At 70.1% G+C, this 18,440-nt stretch carries 21 protein-coding genes; 1 reads left to right on the top strand and 20 read right to left on the bottom strand.

Annotated elements, in window-relative coordinates:
• Nucleotides 1-56: 56 nt before the first annotated feature.
• The 4 genes from pyrH to ABD716_RS15990 all read right to left on the bottom strand — a co-directional run bounded on the left by pyrH (nucleotide 57) and on the right by ABD716_RS15990 (nucleotide 4,249).
• Nucleotides 57-770 (bottom strand): UMP kinase, encoded by a 714-nt coding sequence (gene pyrH, locus ABD716_RS16005; RefSeq protein WP_344778722.1) that lies wholly within the window; start codon nucleotides 768-770, stop codon nucleotides 57-59.
• Between the two features lie 127 nt (nucleotides 771-897).
• Nucleotides 898-1,725: a translation elongation factor Ts gene (tsf, locus tag ABD716_RS16000; RefSeq protein WP_344778720.1), complete on the bottom strand. Its 828-nt coding sequence runs from the start codon at nucleotides 1,723-1,725 to the stop codon at nucleotides 898-900.
• 52 nt (nucleotides 1,726-1,777) lie between these two features.
• Nucleotides 1,778-2,617 carry a 30S ribosomal protein S2 gene (rpsB, locus tag ABD716_RS15995; protein ID WP_344778718.1) on the bottom strand — a complete coding sequence of 280 codons (840 nt, stop codon included), beginning with the start codon at nucleotides 2,615-2,617 and terminating at the stop codon, nucleotides 1,778-1,780.
• Between the two features lie 162 nt (nucleotides 2,618-2,779).
• Nucleotides 2,780-4,249, bottom strand: a complete 1,470-nt coding sequence (locus tag ABD716_RS15990; protein ID WP_344778716.1) for a sugar porter family MFS transporter — start codon at nucleotides 4,247-4,249, stop codon at nucleotides 2,780-2,782.
• A gap of 122 nt (nucleotides 4,250-4,371) precedes the next feature.
• Here ABD716_RS15990 and ABD716_RS15985 point away from each other — a divergent pair, with 122 nt between their 5' ends.
• Entirely contained in the window at nucleotides 4,372-4,875 is a 504-nt protein-coding gene (locus tag ABD716_RS15985) for a peptidoglycan DD-metalloendopeptidase family protein (protein WP_344778714.1), read from the top strand.
• Between the two features lie 19 nt (nucleotides 4,876-4,894).
• Here ABD716_RS15985 and ABD716_RS15980 read toward each other — a convergent pair whose 3' ends face one another.
• The 16 genes from ABD716_RS15980 to ABD716_RS15905 form a co-directional block, all read right to left on the bottom strand.
• Nucleotides 4,895-5,809, bottom strand: a complete 915-nt coding sequence (locus tag ABD716_RS15980; protein WP_344778712.1) for a tyrosine recombinase XerC — start codon at nucleotides 5,807-5,809, stop codon at nucleotides 4,895-4,897.
• 20 nt (nucleotides 5,810-5,829) lie between these two features.
• Nucleotides 5,830-7,083: a DNA-processing protein DprA gene (gene dprA / locus ABD716_RS15975; RefSeq protein WP_344778710.1), complete on the bottom strand. Its 1,254-nt coding sequence runs from the start codon at nucleotides 7,081-7,083 to the stop codon at nucleotides 5,830-5,832.
• Nucleotides 7,080-8,618: a YifB family Mg chelatase-like AAA ATPase gene (locus ABD716_RS15970; protein WP_344778708.1), complete on the bottom strand. Its 1,539-nt coding sequence runs from the start codon at nucleotides 8,616-8,618 to the stop codon at nucleotides 7,080-7,082. Before ABD716_RS15970 ends, dprA begins: the two co-directional genes overlap by 4 nt.
• On the bottom strand, nucleotides 8,618-8,974 hold the full coding sequence (locus ABD716_RS15965; RefSeq protein WP_344778706.1) for a YraN family protein: 357 nt from the start codon (nucleotides 8,972-8,974) through the stop codon (nucleotides 8,618-8,620). The genes ABD716_RS15970 and ABD716_RS15965 overlap by 1 nt, the downstream gene beginning before the upstream one ends.
• 99 nt (nucleotides 8,975-9,073) lie before the next feature.
• Entirely contained in the window at nucleotides 9,074-9,397 is a 324-nt protein-coding gene (locus tag ABD716_RS15960) for a DUF2469 domain-containing protein (protein WP_344752209.1), read from the bottom strand.
• Nucleotides 9,398-9,434: 37 nt separating this feature from the next.
• Complete coding sequence (locus ABD716_RS15955) at nucleotides 9,435-10,079, bottom strand: ribonuclease HII (RefSeq protein WP_344778703.1); 645 nt, start codon at nucleotides 10,077-10,079, stop codon at nucleotides 9,435-9,437.
• Nucleotides 10,076-10,855, bottom strand: a complete 780-nt coding sequence (gene lepB / locus ABD716_RS15950; RefSeq protein ID WP_344778701.1) for a signal peptidase I — start codon at nucleotides 10,853-10,855, stop codon at nucleotides 10,076-10,078. Before lepB ends, ABD716_RS15955 begins: the two co-directional genes overlap by 4 nt.
• Before the next feature lie 112 nt (nucleotides 10,856-10,967).
• Nucleotides 10,968-11,315 carry a 50S ribosomal protein L19 gene (rplS, locus tag ABD716_RS15945; protein WP_344778699.1) on the bottom strand — a complete coding sequence of 116 codons (348 nt, stop codon included), beginning with the start codon at nucleotides 11,313-11,315 and terminating at the stop codon, nucleotides 10,968-10,970.
• A gap of 161 nt (nucleotides 11,316-11,476) precedes the next feature.
• A complete protein-coding gene (gene trmD / locus ABD716_RS15940) occupies nucleotides 11,477-12,163 on the bottom strand; it encodes a tRNA (guanosine(37)-N1)-methyltransferase TrmD (RefSeq protein ID WP_344778697.1) in 687 nt (228 codons plus the stop codon).
• A gap of 27 nt (nucleotides 12,164-12,190) precedes the next feature.
• Nucleotides 12,191-12,922 carry a sirohydrochlorin chelatase gene (locus ABD716_RS15935; protein ID WP_344778695.1) on the bottom strand — a complete coding sequence of 244 codons (732 nt, stop codon included), beginning with the start codon at nucleotides 12,920-12,922 and terminating at the stop codon, nucleotides 12,191-12,193.
• A 70-nt stretch (nucleotides 12,923-12,992) separates the two neighbouring features.
• Entirely contained in the window at nucleotides 12,993-13,577 is a 585-nt protein-coding gene (gene rimM, locus ABD716_RS15930) for a ribosome maturation factor RimM (RefSeq protein ID WP_344778693.1), read from the bottom strand.
• Nucleotides 13,577-13,813, bottom strand: coding sequence for an RNA-binding protein (locus tag ABD716_RS15925; protein ID WP_344778691.1), 237 nt, complete (start codon nucleotides 13,811-13,813; stop codon nucleotides 13,577-13,579). Before ABD716_RS15925 ends, rimM begins: the two co-directional genes overlap by 1 nt.
• 11 nt (nucleotides 13,814-13,824) lie before the next feature.
• Nucleotides 13,825-14,253: a 30S ribosomal protein S16 gene (gene rpsP / locus ABD716_RS15920; RefSeq protein WP_344778689.1), complete on the bottom strand. Its 429-nt coding sequence runs from the start codon at nucleotides 14,251-14,253 to the stop codon at nucleotides 13,825-13,827.
• Between the two features lie 159 nt (nucleotides 14,254-14,412).
• A complete protein-coding gene (locus ABD716_RS15915; RefSeq protein WP_344778687.1) occupies nucleotides 14,413-16,443 on the bottom strand; it encodes an FAD-dependent oxidoreductase in 2,031 nt (676 codons plus the stop codon).
• Nucleotides 16,443-17,258 (bottom strand): SDR family oxidoreductase, encoded by an 816-nt coding sequence (locus ABD716_RS15910; RefSeq protein WP_344778685.1) that lies wholly within the window; start codon nucleotides 17,256-17,258, stop codon nucleotides 16,443-16,445. Before ABD716_RS15910 ends, ABD716_RS15915 begins: the two co-directional genes overlap by 1 nt.
• Nucleotides 17,252-18,430: an acyl-CoA dehydrogenase family protein gene (locus tag ABD716_RS15905; RefSeq protein ID WP_344778683.1), complete on the bottom strand. Its 1,179-nt coding sequence runs from the start codon at nucleotides 18,428-18,430 to the stop codon at nucleotides 17,252-17,254. The genes ABD716_RS15910 and ABD716_RS15905 overlap by 7 nt, the downstream gene beginning before the upstream one ends.
• Nucleotides 18,431-18,440 lie beyond the last annotated feature (10 nt).

The following is an 18,440-nucleotide window of genomic DNA, read 5'->3' as shown; positions in this document are numbered from 1 at the left end:
TCGTAGAACTGTCCCGTCGATTCTATCGACGCGACCGGCGGGCTGACGGCAGGCGCTCAGTGCGTCACCAGCGTGCCGATGGGCTCACCCAGCAGCGCGGCCTTGACATTGCCGTCGGGCTGCATGCCGAACACCTGCATCGGCATCCGGTTGTCCATGCACAGGCTGAACGCCGTCGAGTCGACGACCTTCAGGCCGCGCCGCAGCGCGTCCTGGTACGTCAGATGGTCGATCTTGGTGGCGGTCGGGTCGTGCTTGGGGTCGGCGGTGTAGACGCCGTCGACGCCGTTCTTGGCCACGAGCACGGCGTCGGCGCCGATCTCGAGGGCCCGCTGCGCCGCGACGGTGTCGGTCGAGAAGTACGGCAGGCCGGCGCCGGCGCCGAAGATGACGATGCGGCCCTTCTCGAGGTGGCGCTCTGCGCGCCGCGGGATGTACGGCTCGGCGACCTGCGTCATCGCGATCGCCGACTGCACGCGCGTCTCGGCGCCCGCCTGCTCGAGGAAGTCCTGCAGCGCCAGCGCGTTCATGACGGTGCCGAGCATGCCCATGTAGTCGGCACGCCCGCGATCCATGCCGCGCTGGCTGAGCTCGGCGCCGCGGAAGAAGTTCCCGCCGCCGACCACCACCGCGATCTCGACGGAGCGCGCGGCCTCGGCGATCTCGCGCGCGAGCGCGGCGATCACATCGGGGTTCACCCCGAGGGAGCCGGCGCCGAACGCCTCACCGGAGAGCTTCAGAAGGACTCTGCGCTTCTTGTCGTCGGCCATGTCGTGGGGTCGTCCTTCCGTGTCGTTCTGCTCTGTCGTCGAGGCTATCGGGTGCGCCGGTCGCGATGTGGACGGGCGCGAAAAAGGGGCCCGGATGCCTGAAGCATCCGGACCCCCATGGAGTGGCTTACGCGCCGACCTTGAAGCGGGCGAAACCGGTGACGGTCAGGCCGGCGTTCTGCGCGACCTTGCCGACGGTGAGCGAGTTGTCCTTCGCGTAGTCCTGCTCGAGCAGGGCGACCTGCTTGTAGTAGGCGCCGAGACGGCCCTCGACGATCTTCGGGAGGATCGCCTCGGGCTTGCCCTCCTGGCGCGAGATCTCCTCGACGATGCGGCGCTCGTTCTCGACCTTCTCGGCCGGCACGTCGTCGCGCGTCAGGTAGTCGGGGTTCGCGAAGGAGATGTGCTGGGCGATGCTGCGAGCGGTCTCCTCGTCAGAGCCCGTGTAGGCCACGACCACGCCGACCTGCGGGGGCAGGTCCTTCGAGGTCTTGTGCAGGTAGATCGCGAACGCGTCGCCGGTGAGGTAGGCCACACGGCGCAGCACGATCTTCTCGCCGATGACGGCGGCCTGGTCCTCGATGACGTCGGCGACGGTCTTGGTCGCGGCGGGGGCGGCGAGCGCCTCCTCGAGCGTCTTCGCGCCGGCGAGCACGACGGCCTCGAGCACGCCGTCGGCGAGCGCGATGAACTTGTCGTTCTTGGCCACGAAGTCGGTCTCGCACGCGAGCTCGATGAGCCACGCCTCGTTGCCCTTCTCGCGAGCGGCCACGAGACCCTCGCTCGTCGAGCGGTCGGCGCGCTTGGCGTTGCCCTTCGCGCCCTTCAGGCGCAGGATCTCGGTCGCCTTCTCGAGGTCGCCATCGGCCTCCTCGAGGGCCTTCTTGGTGTCGACCATGCCGGTGCCGAGCTGCTCACGCAGCGCCTTGATGTCGGCGATGCTGATGGTTGCCATTCTGCTGGAACTCCCTGGTATGAGTGTTGTGAGCGGTGACGGGGTGCGAGTCTTACTCGGCGCTGGCGGCCGGCTCGGCGTCCGCGATCTTCGCGGTCTCGGCGCTCGACTGCGCCGGGGTGGCCTCGTCGGCGGTCTCGCCCGCGTTCAGGAGCTCCTGCTCCCACTCGGCGAGCGGCTCGGCCTCTTCACCCTCGGTCTGACCGTGCTTGGACACGAGACCCTCGGCAGCGGCGTCGGCGACGATGCGGGTGAGCAGAGCCACCGAGCGGATCGCGTCGTCGTTGCCCGGGATCGGGTAGTTGACCTCGTCGGGGTCGCAGTTCGTGTCCAGGATGCCGACCACCGGGATGCCGAGCTTCTTGGCCTCGTCGATGGCGAGGTGCTCCTTCTTGGTGTCGACGACCCAGATCGCGCTCGGGGTCTTCGTCAGGTTGCGGATGCCGCCGAGCGACTTGTGCAGCTTGTCGAGCTCGCGCTTCTTGATCAGCAGCTCCTTCTTGGTGAAGCCGCTGGTGTTGCCCTCGAAGTCGAGCTCCTCGAGCTCCTTCATGCGAGCGAGGCGCTTCGAGACGGTGCTGAAGTTGGTGAGCAGGCCGCCGAGCCAGCGCTGGTTCACGTAGGGCTGGCCGACGCGGGTCGCCTGCTCGGCGATCGCCTGCTGGGCCTGCTTCTTCGTGCCGACGAAGAGAATGGTGCCGCCGTGGGAGACGGTCTCCTTCACGAAGTCGTACGCCTTGTCGATGTACGTGAGCGACTGCTGAAGGTCGATGATGTAGGAGCCCGAGCGCTCGGTGAGGATGAAGCGCTTCATCTTCGGGTTCCAGCGGCGGGTCTGGTGCCCGAAGTGGACACCGCTGTCGAGCAGCTGGCGCATGGTGACGACGGCCATGATTGTTCCTTTGTGGTTGAGGTTGATAGTCCTAGTGCCCGACACGCTCCCGCCCGCACCCGGATGAGCCGGTGCGGGACCTGAGGGAACTGTGCCGCCGACGTGGTGTCGGCACCTGGGCACGCGTAGTCACCCCGACGAGCGGGGTGCTCACAAAGTCTATCAGTTCGTGCCGCGCAGTTCGGGATGGTGCGCCAGGAAGAGTTCCTCGGTGTGCTCGAGCGCGACGCCCTTCGTCTCGGGGACCCGGAGCAGCACGAAGATGAACGAGAGCGCGGCGAAGACGGCGTAGATCGTGTAGGTCCACGGCAGCGACCAGGCCGACAGCGGCGGGAACGTCTCGGAGATGATGAAGTTCGCGATCCACTGCGCAGCCGCAGCGACGCCCAGCGCGCGGGCGCGGATGCGGCTCGGGAAGATCTCGCCGAGCAGCACCCACACGAGCGGGCCCCACGTCGCCCCGAACGCGATGATGAACACGTTGGCCGAGATCACAGAGACGACAGCCCAGCCGGTCGGCAGCGAGAGCTGGCCGTCGTGCAGAGTCGCGAAGCTGAACGCGACCGCCTCGAGTCCGAGCGGGATCGCCATGCCGACCGAGCCGATGAGCAGCAGCAGGCGGCGGCCGAGACGATCGACGAGGGCGATCGCGATGAAGGTGACGGCGACGTTCACTGCGCCGCTGATGACACTGAGCAGGAACGCGTGGTCGCCGAGCCCGACGGCTGTCCACAGCGAGTTCGAGTAGTAGAAGACGACGTTGATGCCGACGAACTGCTGGAAGACGGACAGGATGATGCCCACCCAGACGATCGGATGCAGGCCGAACGACGGGCCGCGCAGCGTGGCCTTCGCGTTCCTCTTGTCCTCGGCGATCGCCTTCTCGATGTCGCTGATCGCGCCTTCCACCTCGTCGTGGGGCACGATCGTCGAGAAGACCTGCTCTGCCTCTTTGCGCTTGCCGACGAGCAGGAGATAGCGCGGTGACTCGGGAATGCGCAGCGCGAGGTAGCCGTACACGATCGCAGGAATCACGCCGACGATGAACATCCACCGCCATGCCCCGAGGTTCAGCCAGAGCGAGGCTGTCGCCTCGTTGCCCGCGGCGCTGTTCAGCACGAAGTCCGACAGCAGCGCGACGAAGATGCCGATCGTGATGGCGAGCTGCTGGAGCGAGGCGAGCCCGCCGCGCACGCTCTTGGGCGCGACCTCACCGATATAGGCGGGGGCGATCACCGAGGCGATGCCGATGCCGAGACCGCCGATGACGCGCCAGGCTCCGAGATCCCAGACGGTCTGTGCGAGGCCTGCGCCGATGGCGCTGACGAAGAACAGGATGGCCCCGAGCAGCATCACCCGCGGCCGACCCCAGCGGTCGGCGAGGCCGCCGGCGATCCAGGCGCCGAGGGCGGAGCCGAGCAGCGCCACGGCGACGACGAAGCCCTTCACGAAGTCTTCGGCGGGGCCGGACACGGCGGGGGCCACGATCTGCTTCCCGATCGCGTCGACGGCGCCGTTGATGACCGATGAGTCGAAACCGAATAGGAAGCCGCCCACGGCGGCGGCGATTGCGAGGCCGGTGACCCGGCGGCGGAACCTCGGGTCGATCTGCTCGATTTGTCCGACTGACATCGCGTGCTCCCCTCTCTCCTGCGACCACTCTTTCCCTCCACAGACCCCGGGCGCAACGGATTGCGCACCGAAAGCCCCTTTGCCCGGGGAATCCGCCCGGCCGCCCTGGGATGCTGACGGGCATGTCGGCAGCGAAGATCACGTGGTGCGTCCTGGTCGCCCTCGCGCTCACGCTCGTCCCCGCGTCAGCCTCCGCGACGGATGCCGCGCCTGCGGCACCTCACTGGCGGTGGCCCACCTCTCCCCCTGCGGCGGTGCTGCACCCTTTCCTGGCCCCGCCCGGGCCCTACGCGGCGGGGCATCGCGGGGTCGACTTCGCGGCCGCGCCTGGCGATGTCGTTCTCGCCCCGGCCGACGCGGTCGTCCAGTTCGCGGGCGTCGTCGTCGACCGGCCTGTCGTCACCCTGCGCGTCGATGAGCATGTGCTCGTGAGCTTCGAGCCCGTGACGGCGACGGCCGACACGGGCACGATGCTCACGGCCGGCCACGCGCTCGGCACCGTCGCGCGCGGCGGTCACTGCGACGGCGTGTGCCTGCACGTCGGGGTGCGCGTCGACGGCGAATACGTCTCGCCGATGCTGTACTTCGCCGGCATCCCGCCCGCGGTCCTGCTGCCGCTGCAGTGACGACACTGCCGCGCCCGCGTCAGGCGCGAGGGTGCGCCTGCGCGTAGCTCTGCTTCAGCCGCTCGACCGAGACATGCGTGTAGATCTGCGTCGTGCCCAGGCTCGCGTGCCCGAGCAGCTCCTGCACGGCACGCAGATCGGCGCCGCCGTCGAGCAGGTGCGTGGCCGCCGTGTGCCGCAGCGTGTGCGGCCCGTGCGGGCCGCCGCCCGGGAACGCGGAGAGCGCGCGCGAGACGACCTCGTAGACGGCCCGTGTGCTGAGGCGCCGCCCCGTGGCTCCGAGGAAGAGCGCGTCGCCCGCGTCACCGTCGGCACGCGCCGCGAGAGTCGGACGAGCGGTGCGCACATAGTCGACCACGGCGCCGAGCGCAGGCACCCCGAACGGCACCGTGCGCTGCTTCGCCCCCTTGCCGGTGACGACCATGGTGAGGCGATCGAAGTCGAGATCGGCCACGTCGAGGCCGACGAGCTCGGAGACGCGGACGCCGCTCGCATACAGCAGCTCGAGCAGGGCACGGTCGCGCACCGCCGTCGGATCCCCGGTCTCGGCACGCTGCGCAGCTCTCTCGAGAAGCTCGGACATCTGCTGCTGCGGCACCACTCGCGGCAGGTGCCGCCCCCGCTTCGGCGAAGTCAGCCGCACGCCCGGGTCTGTCTCGCGCAGGCCGGTGCGCGCGGCCCAGGCCGTGAAGCTGCGCGCCGCTGCACTGCGCCGGGCGAGTGTCGACGCGGCGAGACCTGCTTCGGAGCCCTGCCACTGCCACGCCCGCAGCACCTCGAGATCGAGGTCGCCGAGCGAGGTGACGCCCGCCTCGGCCGCAAAGCTCTGCAGCCTGCCGAGATCGGCGCGGTACGACGAGATCGTCGCCTCGGACAGTCCGCGCTCGTAGCGCGCGTGCTCGAGAAAGCGCACGATCGCATCGGAGAGCTTCACTCCATCAGCATGCAGCGCCCTCATGCCCGGCGCGGGAGCGACACCCACCCCGCGTCGGTCTTGCGCACCCGTCCGTCGAGCAGCAGCACACCGAGCAGCCCCGCCGTCTCGCCCTCGCCCAAGCCGCTGCGCTTGGCGACCTCGGCCACCGGGCGGGCGCTGCGGGTGCTGAGCGCCGAGAGCGCTCTGCCGTAGCGGGGATCCTCCGGATCGGCAAGCGGCTCTGGCTCGTCGATCTCGCCGTGTGCGATCCGAATGATGTCGTCGACGCCTTCGACCACCTCCGCTCTGCCCTCCTTCAGAAGCCGATGACACCCCACCGAGGACGGGCTGGTGATCGGGCCGGGGACGGCGCCGATGGGCCGCCCGATGTCTGAGGCGTGATTGGCGGTGTTGATCGATCCCGAACGCGCGCCCGCCTCGACGACGACCACGGCGCTCGCCATCGCCGCGATCATGCGGTTGCGGGCGAGGAAGCGGAACGGCGTCGGCGGTGTGCCGAACGGCACCTCGGCGACGACCAGGCCCTCGCGGGCGACGCGGGCGATCAGCTCGCTGTTGCCGATCGGGTAGAAGCTGTTCAGCCCGCCCGCCATCACCGCCACGGTGTTCCCGTGCGTCGCGAGCGCCGCACGATGCGACGCGGCGTCGATGCCGTACGCGCCGCCCGAGACCACCGTCCACCCGCGCTCGGCGAGCCCCGCCGACAGCTCGGTAGCGACGTGGGTTCCGTAGCCGGTCGCGGCCCGCGTGCCCACCATCGCCGCGGACGTGCCGTAGCCCGCCAGCAGCTCGACATTGCCGAGCCCCCACAGCAGCAGTGGTGCGTGATCGCCCAGGCCCGCGAAGCCGGCCGACCACTGCGGATCATCGGGCACGAGAAGCTCCGTGCCCGATGCGGCGGCCATCGCGAACACTGAGCGGATGAACATCGGTGACATGCGGGGCTGCCAGCGCAGGAACCCGGCCCGGACCCCCGCAGGCGGCTCGAGGCCGCGCACCGAGTAGGCGGCATGAACGGCGGTCGCCACCGCCGTCGCCTCGTGGCGCAGAGCGCTCGGCGAGGCGAAAGGCTCGTCACGATAGACCAGCTCGATCGCGTCGGCGGCCCCGAGGTCGTCGATGAGCCGACCGGCGACGCCGTCCCCGGGTTCGGCGAGGGCGCTCCAGATCACACGGGCGGTCAGCTCGGCGTCGTCGCTCGCCCTGCCCGGCCGCAACCTGTCCCAGAGCTCTGCACGCTCGCCGGCCCCGATACCGATCGATGGTGTCATGCGCTGTCCCCCTCCCGGAGCGCGATCGCCGCCCCGACATGCTCGGCCCCCGGCGAGACGGCACCATCGAGGTCCGCAAGCGTCCAGGCGACGCGCAAGACGCGCACGTACCCGCGCATCGTCATGGCGTGCCGCTGGTAGTGGCGGTCGAGAGACGAGGTGATGCGTTTCGGCAGCCGGCCCGGCCCCTCGGTGAGCCACTTGCTCGGAATCCGCCCGTTGATCTCCCACCCGGCGCCCGCGAAGCGCTCGCGGGCGGCGGCGCGGGCGAGCTCGACCTGGTGCCGCGCCTCTGCGCTGGTCCGTCGCGGCCTGTCGCCTGCGGCCAGCAGCTGCGCGGGCGCGAGCCGGTTCACCGTGAGCTGCAGATCGATGCGGTCCATCAGCGGGCCGGACAGGCGATTGAGGTAGGCCCGCCGGCGGCCGGGCCCGCAGGTGCACTCCTTGTCGGCCGACACCCCGTAGAGCCCGCACGGGCACGGATTCGCGGCGAGCACCAGCTGGAACCGCGCGGGGAACTCGGCCTGATGGTGGGCGCGACTGATGGTGATGACACCGGACTCGAGCGGCTGCCGCAGCGCATCGAGCGCAGCGGGCTGGAACTCGGGCGCCTCGTCGAGGAAGAGGACGCCGTGCGACGCGCGTACGGCGGCGCCCGGGCGGATGCGGGTGCTGCCGCCGCCGACGAGCGCCGCGGCCGAGGCCGTGTGATGGGGAGCCTCGAACGGCGGGCGTGTGACGAGCTCGCTCACCGAGCCGAGTTCCGTGAGCGAGCGGATCGACGTGGCTTCGAGCGCGGCCCGCTCGTCGAGGTCGGGCAGCAGCCCCGGCATCCGCTCGGCCAGCATGGTCTTGCCGGCCCCAGGCGGCCCGAGGAAATACGCATGGTGGCCGCCCGCCGCCGCGACGACGAGAGCGCGCACGGCGTCATCGTTCCCGATCACCTCTGACAGGTCGAGGTCGTCGATGGCGCGCGGCGAGACCGGTGCGGCCAGCACCGGCTCGACGGGGATCGGCGTGAAGTCGCCGCCGTGCCGGATCGCCGCGTCGCGTAGGGACGCGACGGGAATCACCTCGACGTCAGGCACCAGCTGCGCCTCCGCGAGGTTCCCGAGCGGAACCATGACCCGGCGCGCGCCGGCGCGGACCGCGGCGTGCACCGCTGGCAGCACCCCGAGCACGGGCCGCACCCTGCCGTCGAGCCCCAGCTCGCCGAGGTGCACGGTGCCCGCGATGGACGCCGAGGAGATGCTTCCGGCTGCGGCCATGGCGGCGAGTGCGATGGCGAGGTCGAACGCCGAGCCGTGCTTCGGCAGGGTCGCGGGCGAGAGGTTCGCGATCACGCGGCTCTGCGCCAGCGACGCGCCCGAATTGGAGGCGGCGGCGAGCACCCGGTGCGCCGCCTCGGACAGCGATGCGTCGGGCAGACCGATCAGGGTGAACTTCGGCAGGCCGGACGTGATCGATGCCTCGACGTCGACCAGTGCGCCACGCAGCCCCTGCAGCGCGACCGCGAGCGTGCGTGCGACGCCCATCAGCCCACACCGCGCAGGTGCTCGATGCGGGCCGGCCCGTCGAGGCCGCCGATCACGGCGATCACGTCGAGGCGGATGCGCCCGCGCACGCTCTCGGACTGGGCGCACCACTCGCCCGCGAGCCGCCGCAGCGCTCTCAGCTTGGCCGGCGTGACCGCCTCGAACGGATGCCCGAACCCGAGTCTCGACCGCGTCTTGACCTCGACGAACACGGTCGTGCCCTCATGCTCGGCGATGATGTCGAGCTCGCCCCGGCTCCCCCGCCAGTTCCGCCCGACGATGCGGTAGCCGCCGGCTTCGAGGAAGCTCGCGGCGAGCTGTTCGCCGGATCTGCCGAGCACGTCTTTCTCTGCCATGCCGACAGCGTGGCCGAGGCATCCACCGCCCCGCGGGCCAGGAGGCCCGAATCGTGGACAAGTGCAGGCAACCGGCCCCTGTGAGCGGAATGACGCGCGCTACTCGTCGAGCGCGAGCTCCTTCGGAAGCTCGAATTCCTTGGACGACAGCTCTTCGATGTTGACGTCCTTGAAGGTCAGCACCCGTACGGACTTGACGAACCGGTCGGCACGATAGACGTCCCACACCCAGACGTCGTGCATGGTCAGCTCGAAGTAGAAGTCGTGCTCGGTGTCACGCCGCACGAACTCGACCTCGTTGGCCAGATAGAACCGGCGCTCGGTCTCGATCACGTACTTGAACTGGCTGACGACATCGCGGTACTCGCGGTACAGAGCCAGCTCGACCTCACGGTCGTAGTCGTCGAATTCGTCCTCGTCCATTTGGACTCAGTCTAGGGCCGCGCGCACACGCGGGGCCTCAGTGGATCCAGGTCCGGCGGTGGTGGTCGCACGGCCCCAGCTCGGCGATGGCTGCCAGGTGCGCGGGGGCCGCATAGCCCTTGTTCGAGGCCCACCCGTAAGCCGGGAAGGCGTCGTGCAGCCCGACCATGAACCGGTCCCGGTGCACCTTGGCGATGACGGATGCCGCGGCGACCGACGCGCAGGTCATGTCGCCCTTGATGCGGGTCGTCACGGCCATGCGCGTCTCGAGCACGGGATTCAGGTAGTCGTGATTGCCGTCAAGCAGAACGGATGCCTCGTCGAGCGGCGCCCCGGCCGCCCGCAGCGCGCCGAGCGCGCGCCACCCGGCGAGCCCGAGTGCGGCGATGATGCCGTGCTCGTCGATCTCGGCGGGACTCGCCTCGCCCACGGCCGAGAAGAGCCCCCACCCGGCGCACAGCGGCGCGAGCTCCTCGCGGACCGCCTCGGACAGCAGCTTCGAGTCGCGCAGCCGCTCGGGGTGGGCCGGCATCTGCGCGCCGATCACGACCATGCCCACGGCGACAGGGCCGGCAAGCGCGCCGCGGCCGACCTCGTCGACGCCGATGACGTAGCGCGCCCCGGAAGCGAACAGCTCGCGCTCGGCCTCGAGCGTCGGCGCGGCAGAGGAGACGGGGGTCACGAGCCGTTCTTCGCGACGCCGCGGAAGACGTCGGGGTAGTTGGAGAGCCAGCTCCAGCGGGAGATCGGCCAGCTGATCACGAAGGCGCGGCCGACGACATCGGATTCCGGAACGAAGCCCTTGCTCGGCAGATTCTGATGCTGGCTCGAGTCGGCCGAGTCGGCACGGTTGTCGCCGAGCACCCACAGCTTGCCGGGCGGCACGGTGACGTCGAAGGTCTTGCTCGCGGCCTGCTCCCCCGGCTGCACCGTCGTGTACGGCTCCTTCAGGGGCACTCCGTTGACCGTGATCTGGTTGAGCGCGTTGCAGCACACCACGTGGTCGCCCGGCAGCCCGATGACGCGCTTGACGAGATGGTTGTCGCTGTCGTTGGTGCCGAGTCCGATGAAGGTGAAGAAGTCGCTGAGGCCGCGCGCGACCGGGTTGCTCGGCTCAGCCGCCGGGACGTTCTCGCTCGCCGTCAGCCAGCCGCCCGGGTCGGTGAAGACCACGATGTCGCCGCGGTGCACGGGCAGCAGCTTCGGCTCGAGCTCGTTGACGATGATGCGGTCGTTGTCGGGTGCGCCCGGGCCGCCCATCAGCGTGTCCTCCATGGACGCCGAGGGGATGTAGAAGGACCGGATCAGGAACGTCTTGATGAGGAACGAGACCAGCAGCGCGACGATGAAGATGACGACGATGTCGCGGATGAACAGCCACACGGCTCGGCCCCTGCTTCGGGTGGCGGTGCGCTGCGCCCCTCGGGTCGCCGCCGGATCCGTCATGCTCTCTGCCATCTCGCCCTTGTCTCGGGGCCTCAACGAGCAGAGCCCCCGGCCCAGTCTAAGGGGGTCGGGGGCTCTGTCTTTTTGAATGCGTTACGCGTTCCGAGTCAGAAGGCGGCGCGGCTTACGCCTCGCGCTTCTCCTTGATCTTGGCCTTCTTGCCACGCAGCTCGCGCAGGTAGTAGAGCTTCGCGCGACGGACGTCACCGCGGGTGACGACCTCGATCTTGTCGATGATCGGCGAGTGCACCGGGAAGGTGCGCTCGACGCCCACCTGGAAGCTCACCTTGCGGACGGTGAAGGTCTCACGCACGCCGTGGCCCGAGCGGCCGATGACGACGCCCTGGAAGACCTGGACGCGGGAGCGGTTGCCTTCGACGATGTTGACGTGCACCTTGACGGTGTCGCCGGGGCGGAACTCGGGGACATCGGACTTGAGGCTGGCGGCATCCACCTGGTCGAGGATGTGCATGGCTGTTCGCTCTCTGCGACCGCCACAGGTCGGCCGCTGGTCTGTGCTGACAAACGCAGCATGATGAAGATGTAGGCGGTGCCGCCCGATTGCGCTCCCCTGTGGCAGGGCCGCGCGCGGCACAAACATCCATTCTGCCAGAGCGCGGCAGAGCAGCCAAATCAGTCGGCGAGCAGATCGGGGCGCACCCGCCGCGTGCGCTCGAGCTGCTGCTCGCGCCGCCACTCGGCGATCGCCCCGTGGTTGCCCGACAGCAGCACGGGCGGCACCTCGCGCCCCCGCCAGACGGCGGGCTTCGTGTAGCTCGGGTACTCGAGCAGCCCGTTCTCGTGACTCTCCTCGACGAGCGACTCGGGGTTGCCGACGACGCCCGGGATGAGACGGCCGATCGCCTCGATCATCGCCATCACCGCCACCTCTCCGCCGTTGAGCACGTAGTCCCCCATGCTCACGAGCCTGACGCGCGCGTGCTCGGATGCCTCGTCGAAGACCCGCTGGTCGATGCCCTCGTACCGCCCGCACCCGAAGACCAGGTGCTGCTCGGTCGCGAGCGCCCGCGCAGTCGCCTGCGTGAAGACCTCGCCGGCGGGCGACGGGAAGATGACGAGCGGGTCCTCCGCGCCGTCGAGCACCTCGTCGAGCGCCTCACCCCAGGGCTCGGGCTTCATGACCATGCCCGCCCCCCCGCCGTAGGGCGTGTCGTCGACGGTGCGATGCCTGTCATGCGTGAAGTCGCGCAGGTCGTGCACCGCGAGCTCGAGCAGGCCGCTCGTCTTCGCCTTGCCGAGGAGCGAGATGTCGAGGGCATCGAAGAACGTCGGGAAGATCGTGACGATGTCGATGCGCATCAGAGAATTATGACGGATGCCGCACCGCTACACCCGCCGCAGGGGCGCCAGCTCGGACGCCCCCTGCCGGTAGCGGTTCAGCACGAGGTCGACGAGCGCCTGGGGCGGCCGACGGCCCCGCATCAGCAGAGGGCCGGCGACGACGTCTCCGCCCACGTCCACGACGGACTCCGCGAACCGCCCCGGGGTGAGCAGGTAGCTCGAGACGGCCACGCGACTGCCCGGGTGGAGCCCGCGCATGGTCTCGACCGCGGCGGCCAGCCGCGGGACGGCCGCCGACAGGAATCCGACCGTGACGTAGCGCTCGAGCGCATGCGCGAGCCTGCGCCCGACGTCGACGCTGTCGCGCACGACCTGGTGATCGCTCGAGCCCGCGGCGGCCATCACGATGACATCGTCTGCCCCGAGACCGGCGCTGCGCAGTCGCTCGGCGAGCAGCGCGACGATGGAGTCGTCGGCACCGAGGGCGGCCGTGAGCGTGGCGCGGCGCGGGGAACCCGCGGCGAGGCACCGCTCGAGATCCCGGTGCAGATGCGCGGGCGGCGACAGCATGACCGGCACCGCGACGACAGGCTCGCCGTCGCCGAACTCGGCGGTGAGCAGCGGCTCGAGCTCGACCTGATGCACGTCGACGACCGCCGGCACCACACGCAGCTCGGGGGCGGCGCGCCGCACCGCGCTGAGCAGCTGCTCGACGGCGCCGTCGTCGATGACGTCGCTCCCGCCCTCGACGACTGCGAGAAGCGCCGGTACCGTCATGGCTCGAACGTATGAGAGCCGTGTTTCCGGCGACTGCACCCGGATGTTTCCGGGCGGTGAAAGCGAGCTATCAGGCCTCGGGCGCGGCGTCGTCGTCGGGCAGCTCTTCGAAGAGGCCCGCGGGCGGGGTGACGGTCAGCGTGCCTGCGGCGAGGTCGACCGCGGGGACGATGGCCGACACGAACGGCACCAGGACCTCGCCGGCATCCGTCTCGATCGCGAGCAGATCCTGCGCGGGCAGGTGGTCGACGCGCGCCACGGTGCCGACGGGTGCCCCGTCGCGCAGCGCGGTCAGGCCGACGAGCTGGTGGTCGTACCAGGCGTCCTCTTCGGGAGCGTCGTCGACGGCGTCGACCCAGAGGATGGCCTTGATGAGCGTCTCGGCCTCGGTGCGGTCGTCGACGCCGACGAAGAAGCCCACGGGGTGGCCGTTGTACCAGCGCAGCTCGCGCAGCTCGAGGCTCTTCCCGTGCCACTTCGATGTGTCGGGAACCTGGAGCGAGAACACGGCGCCGGGAACGAAGCGGCGCTCGGGGTCGTCGGTGTACAGCTCGAGCTTGATCGCGCCTTTGAGGCCGTGGGCCTTGGTCAGGCGCCCGACGCGGAGCTGCGTGCCGGATGCAGGCCGTTCGGACGGCACGGAGTCGGCCGCCATCAGCGGTCGGTGTCGACGATGTCGACGCGGACGCGCTCACCCTTCGCCAAGGCGTTGACGACGGTCCGCAGGCTGCTGACGGTGTGACCGCCGCGGCCGATCACGCGGCCGAGGTCCTCGGGGTTCACGCGAACCTCGAGGACCTCGCCACGCGGTGAGCTCGTCTGCGCGACCTCAACGTCGTCGGGGTGGTCGACGATCCCCTTGACGAGGTGGGTGACAGCGGAAGCGAGCATCGTGGGGGAACCTACTCAGCAGCCTCGTCGGCAGCGGTCTCGGTCTCGGCGGGAGCCTCGGCCGCAGGAGCCTCGGCCTTGGCCGGGGTCTCGGTCTTCGGCTTGAGGACCGGCTTCTTCTTCTCGTCGGCGACGAAGGGGGTCTTCGGCTCAGCGACCTGAACCTTCGACTCGGTGTCCTTCTCGCCCTTGAACTTCGCCCAGTCGCCGGTCAGCTTGAGCAGCGCCGCGACCTGCTCGGTCGGCTGTGCGCCGACGCCGAGCCAGTACTGCGCGCGCTCGGAGTCGATGTCGATGACCGAGGGGTTCTCGGTGGGGTGGTACTTGCCGATCTCTTCGATCACGCGACCGTCGCGCTTGGTGCGCGAGTCGGCGACGACGACACGGTAGTACGGGGCACGGATCTTGCCGAGGCGCTTGAGGCGGATCTTGACAGCCACAGTTCTCCTGTTGATTTCAAAGGTTGTAAGCGAACTGACTGCGCAGGCTGTGGGGTGCACACCCGCGCAGGAGGTCTGATGGAGGTCTCACGCGTTCGGATAGAGGGTCGGAACGCATAAAACCGACATTCCATTCTGCCAGACGATCGGGCAGGGGGACTAATCGGCCAGCGCGCGCGCCGCCGCGAGCCCTTCGCTCGTCGCGCGCACGGCATCGACGGACCGCGCGTCGCGCGCGCCGCCCACGATCTCATGAGGGATGCCTGCGGAAACGAGTTCGGCGGAGAGATCCTCGTGCGGCTCCTGCCCGGCGCACACGACGACCGTATCGCCGGGGATCAGCTCGATCGTGCCGTCGGCGTGCACGACCTCGACCCCCTCCGGCGTGATGCGACGGTAGTCGATTCCCGAGAGCATGCGGACGCCGGCGTGCTGCAGGGCGCCGACGTTGACCCAGCGGCTCGTGATGCCGACGCCCTGGCCGAACTTGCCGCTGCGGCGCAGCACCGTCACCTCGTCACCGGGGCGCGGCCTGTGCAGCGCCCTGGTGGGGCGCGAGCGCGCGAACTCGGCCGCGCCGTCAAGACCGAAGCGCTCTTCGAAGGCGAGGGCGCGGGTCTTCTCGTCGTGCGACTCGACGAGGAAGGCGGCGAGATCGACGCCGATGCCGCCACCGCCGATGATGGCGACGGTGCCGGCCGGAACGCCCTGCCGGATGGCCTGCTCGTAGCTCAGCACGTGGGGCAGCCCGGCACCCGCGATGTCGACGGCACGCGGAGTGACGCCCGAGGCGACGACGACCCCGTCGAAGGCGGCGAGGCGCGCGGCATCCGCCCGCTCATTCGTGCGCACCTGGGCACCGGCGGCTGCCAGCCGCTTGGCCGCCGAGCGCACCGTGAGCGCGTAGTCCTCTTTGCCGGGCACGCGGGCGGCGAGCCCGAACTGGCCGCCGAGCTCGGCGCGCGCCTCGAACAGCGTGACGTCATGGCCGCGGCGAGCGAGGTCGTCGGCCGCGGCGAGGCCGGCCGGCCCGCCGCCCACGACGGCGACGCTCTTGCGCGCGTTCGTGATACCGAGCGGGAACTCGGTCTCGCGCCCGGCGCGCGGATTGACGAGGCAGCTGATCTCGCGGAACACCAGTGAGCGGTCGATGCAGGCCTGGTCGCAGCCGATGCACGAGTTGATCAGCGCGAACTCGCCCGCGAACGAGCGGTTCACGATCTCAGGGTCGGCGAGGAACGGCCGGGCCAGCGCGACCGCGTCGACGTGGCCGCGCGCGAGCACGCCCTCGGCGTCGCGCAGGTCGATCACGCGGTTGCTGCCGATGACGGGAAGGCCGGGGTGGCGCGCGTGCACGCTGTCGGCGAGCCGCTCGCCGTAGGCGATCCAGGCGCCATGGGGCACGGATGCCTGCACCGTCGGCACCCTCGACTCGTGCCACCCGACGCCCATGCTCAGCGCGTCGACGCCGGCATCGGCGAGGGCCAGGGCGAAGGCATCCACCTCGGCCTCTGTGGTCGAGCCCGGCATCAGGTCGGTGGCCGAGATGCGCACCGAGACCGGAAAGTCCGAGCCCACGGCCGCGCGGACGGCCTCGAAGACCGCGAGCGGAAAGCGCATGCGCGCGACGCTGTCGCCGCCCCACTCGTCGGTGCGCTGATTGGTGAGCGGCGAGAGGAACTGGTTGAGCAGATAGCCCTCCGACGCCATCAGCTCGACGGCGTCGAAGCCCGCCTCGCGGGCCGCAGCCGCCGAGGCGGCGAAGTCGGCGATCGTCCGCTCGATGTCGGCGCCCGTGAGCTCGCGCGGAACGAGCCCTCGGGCGGCGCGCCACGGCACGGGGCTCGGGGCGACGGCCCACTCCCCCACGGCATAGCGGCCGGCGTGGAACAGCTGGGCCGACAGGAATCCGCCCGCGTCGTGCACGGCACGAGTCGCCCGCCGATACGAGGCGATGGTCGAGGCGTCCGTCATGACCACGTAGTCGGGGCCGCCGCGGGCTTCCTCGTTGACCGAGATGCCGCCCGTGATCGCGAGCGCCGCGCCGCCCTCGATGCGCTCGCGGTAGAACGCGGCGAGGGCCTCTCCGCCGTCGCCGCGCGGCTCGAGACCCGTGTGCATGCTGCCCATCACCACGCGATGGGGCAGCTCAAGGGATCCGAGCCGCCACGGGCGGCGGAGAAGCTCCATCACTCGCCGAAGACGGAGGCGTGCAGCCCGCCGGTCGTGTCGGACCAGAACGGCGGGGCGATGATCGTGAGGCCGCCGTCGACCGTGAGCACCTGGCCGGTGATGTAGCCGGCCTTGTCGGAGAGCAGGAACTGCGCGGCGTCGGCCATGTCGTCGGCCTTCGCGGGGCGCTGCAGCGGCAGCTTCGAGATCACGGAGTCCATCGGCGCCATGCCCGGCACCTTGTTGTAGAAGTAGTCCAGCGAGTCGGTGTCGATCAGGCCGCCGTTGACCGCGTTGACGGTGATGTTCTTCGGGCCGAACTCGGCCGCCATGTACTTCATGTACTGCTCGGCCATGGCCTTCGAGGCGCCGAGCGCCGCGTAGGTCGGGAAGGCGCGCAGCGACCCGTAGCTCGAGATGTAGAGGATGCGGCCGCCGCGCGGCATCCGCTTCACGGCCTGCTGGGCACCGAGCACGAAGCTGCGCGCGTTCATCGCGTAGCTGCGGTCGATGTGGTGCACCTTCATCTCGGTGATCGGCTTGAACGCCGCTGCGGCCGCGTTCGCGACGAACGCGTCGATGTGGTCGTAGTGCTCGTCGACACCGGCGAACAGCGCCTCGATGCCCTCGGGCACCTCGACGTCGGCCTGCACCGTGATGCCGTCGCCGCCCGCGGCGCGCACGGCCGCGAGCGACTCCTCGGCGAGGTCGGCGTTCTTCTTGTAGTTGATGACGACATGCGCGCCCTCGGCACCGAGCTTCTCAGCGAGCAGCCGGCCGATGCCGCGGCTCGCGCCGGTGATGACGACGACGCGGGGCGTGCTGTCTACCAATTCAGGATTCCTTCCGTGTTCGCCTCGCCGGTGATGGCGGCGCGGGCGACGACGAGCTTCTGGATCTCGTTCGTGCCCTCTTCGAAGCGCTGGGCGCGCGCGTCGCGATAGACGCGCTCGATGGGGTTCTTCTTCCAGTAGCCGCGGCCGCCGAAGACCTGCAGCGCGTTGTCGGTGACCGTCGCGAGCATCTCGACGGCGATCATCTTGGCCGCGCTCGAGAGAGCGGATGCCTCGGGGGCACCCTGCTCGTAGGCGCGAGCCGCCTGGATGATGAGCGCCTTCGCGGCGGCGATCCGCCCGAAGTTCTCGGCGATGTAGAACTGGATCACCTGGCGCTGCGCGAGCGGCTTGCCGAAGGTGACGCGTTCCTTCGAGAACTCGATCGCGAGCTCCTGGGCGCGCTCGGCCAGGCCGACGGCGCTCATCGCCACCGAGACGCGGCTCGGCAGCAGGAAGCCGCCGAGGGCGACCTCGAGGCCCTGGCCCTCGTCGCCGAGGCGGTACTTCGCGGGAATCCGCACCTCGTTGAACTTGAGGATCGCGTGGTCGGTGCCGCGCACGCCCATCGTGTCGGAGTCGTCGATGACCTCGGCGCCCGGCAGGCGGTTCGGCATGGCGAACGCGACGGTGCCGTCGTTGCCCGTCGAGCCTTCGAGGCGGGCGGCGATGAGCAGGTAGTCGGCCTTCACCCCGAAGGTGATCAGGTGCTTCACGCCGTTCATGACGTATTCGTCGCCCTCGCGGCGCACGGTCGTCGTGATGTCGGCGCCCGTGCCGTTGTCGGGCTCGGTCAGCGTGAACGCGACGAGCTTGTCGCCGGCGATCGAGGGCTTCACGACCTCGTCGAGCAGCTCGGGGCTCGCATACGGCGCCATCGCCCGCCAGGTGCCGTTGATGACGTGCACGAGCATGCGGATCGAGCCGTGCGACTTCGAGATCTGCTCGAGCAGCTCGAGGTAGCGGCTGAACGGGATGCCGCGACCGCCGAGCTCGGCGGGGGCGGCGAGGCTCAGCCAGCCGCGGCTCTTCAGCTCGTCGAAGAGCTCGGCCGGGACATCCCCGGTCTCTTCGATCTTCTCGGCCCACTCCTCGCCCGGCCCCTGCACCCACGCGGTGATCTCGGCCTTGAGCGCGGCGAACTCCGCGTCGTCGAATTCAGCGACGGTCACTGTGTCTTCC

Source organism: Gryllotalpicola kribbensis, assembly GCF_039538245.1.
GTDB classification, from domain to species: domain Bacteria; phylum Actinomycetota; class Actinomycetes; order Actinomycetales; family Microbacteriaceae; genus Gryllotalpicola; species Gryllotalpicola kribbensis.
The sequence above is the reverse complement of the archived record's forward strand: the minus strand, read 5'-3'. Positions and strand labels throughout refer to the sequence as shown.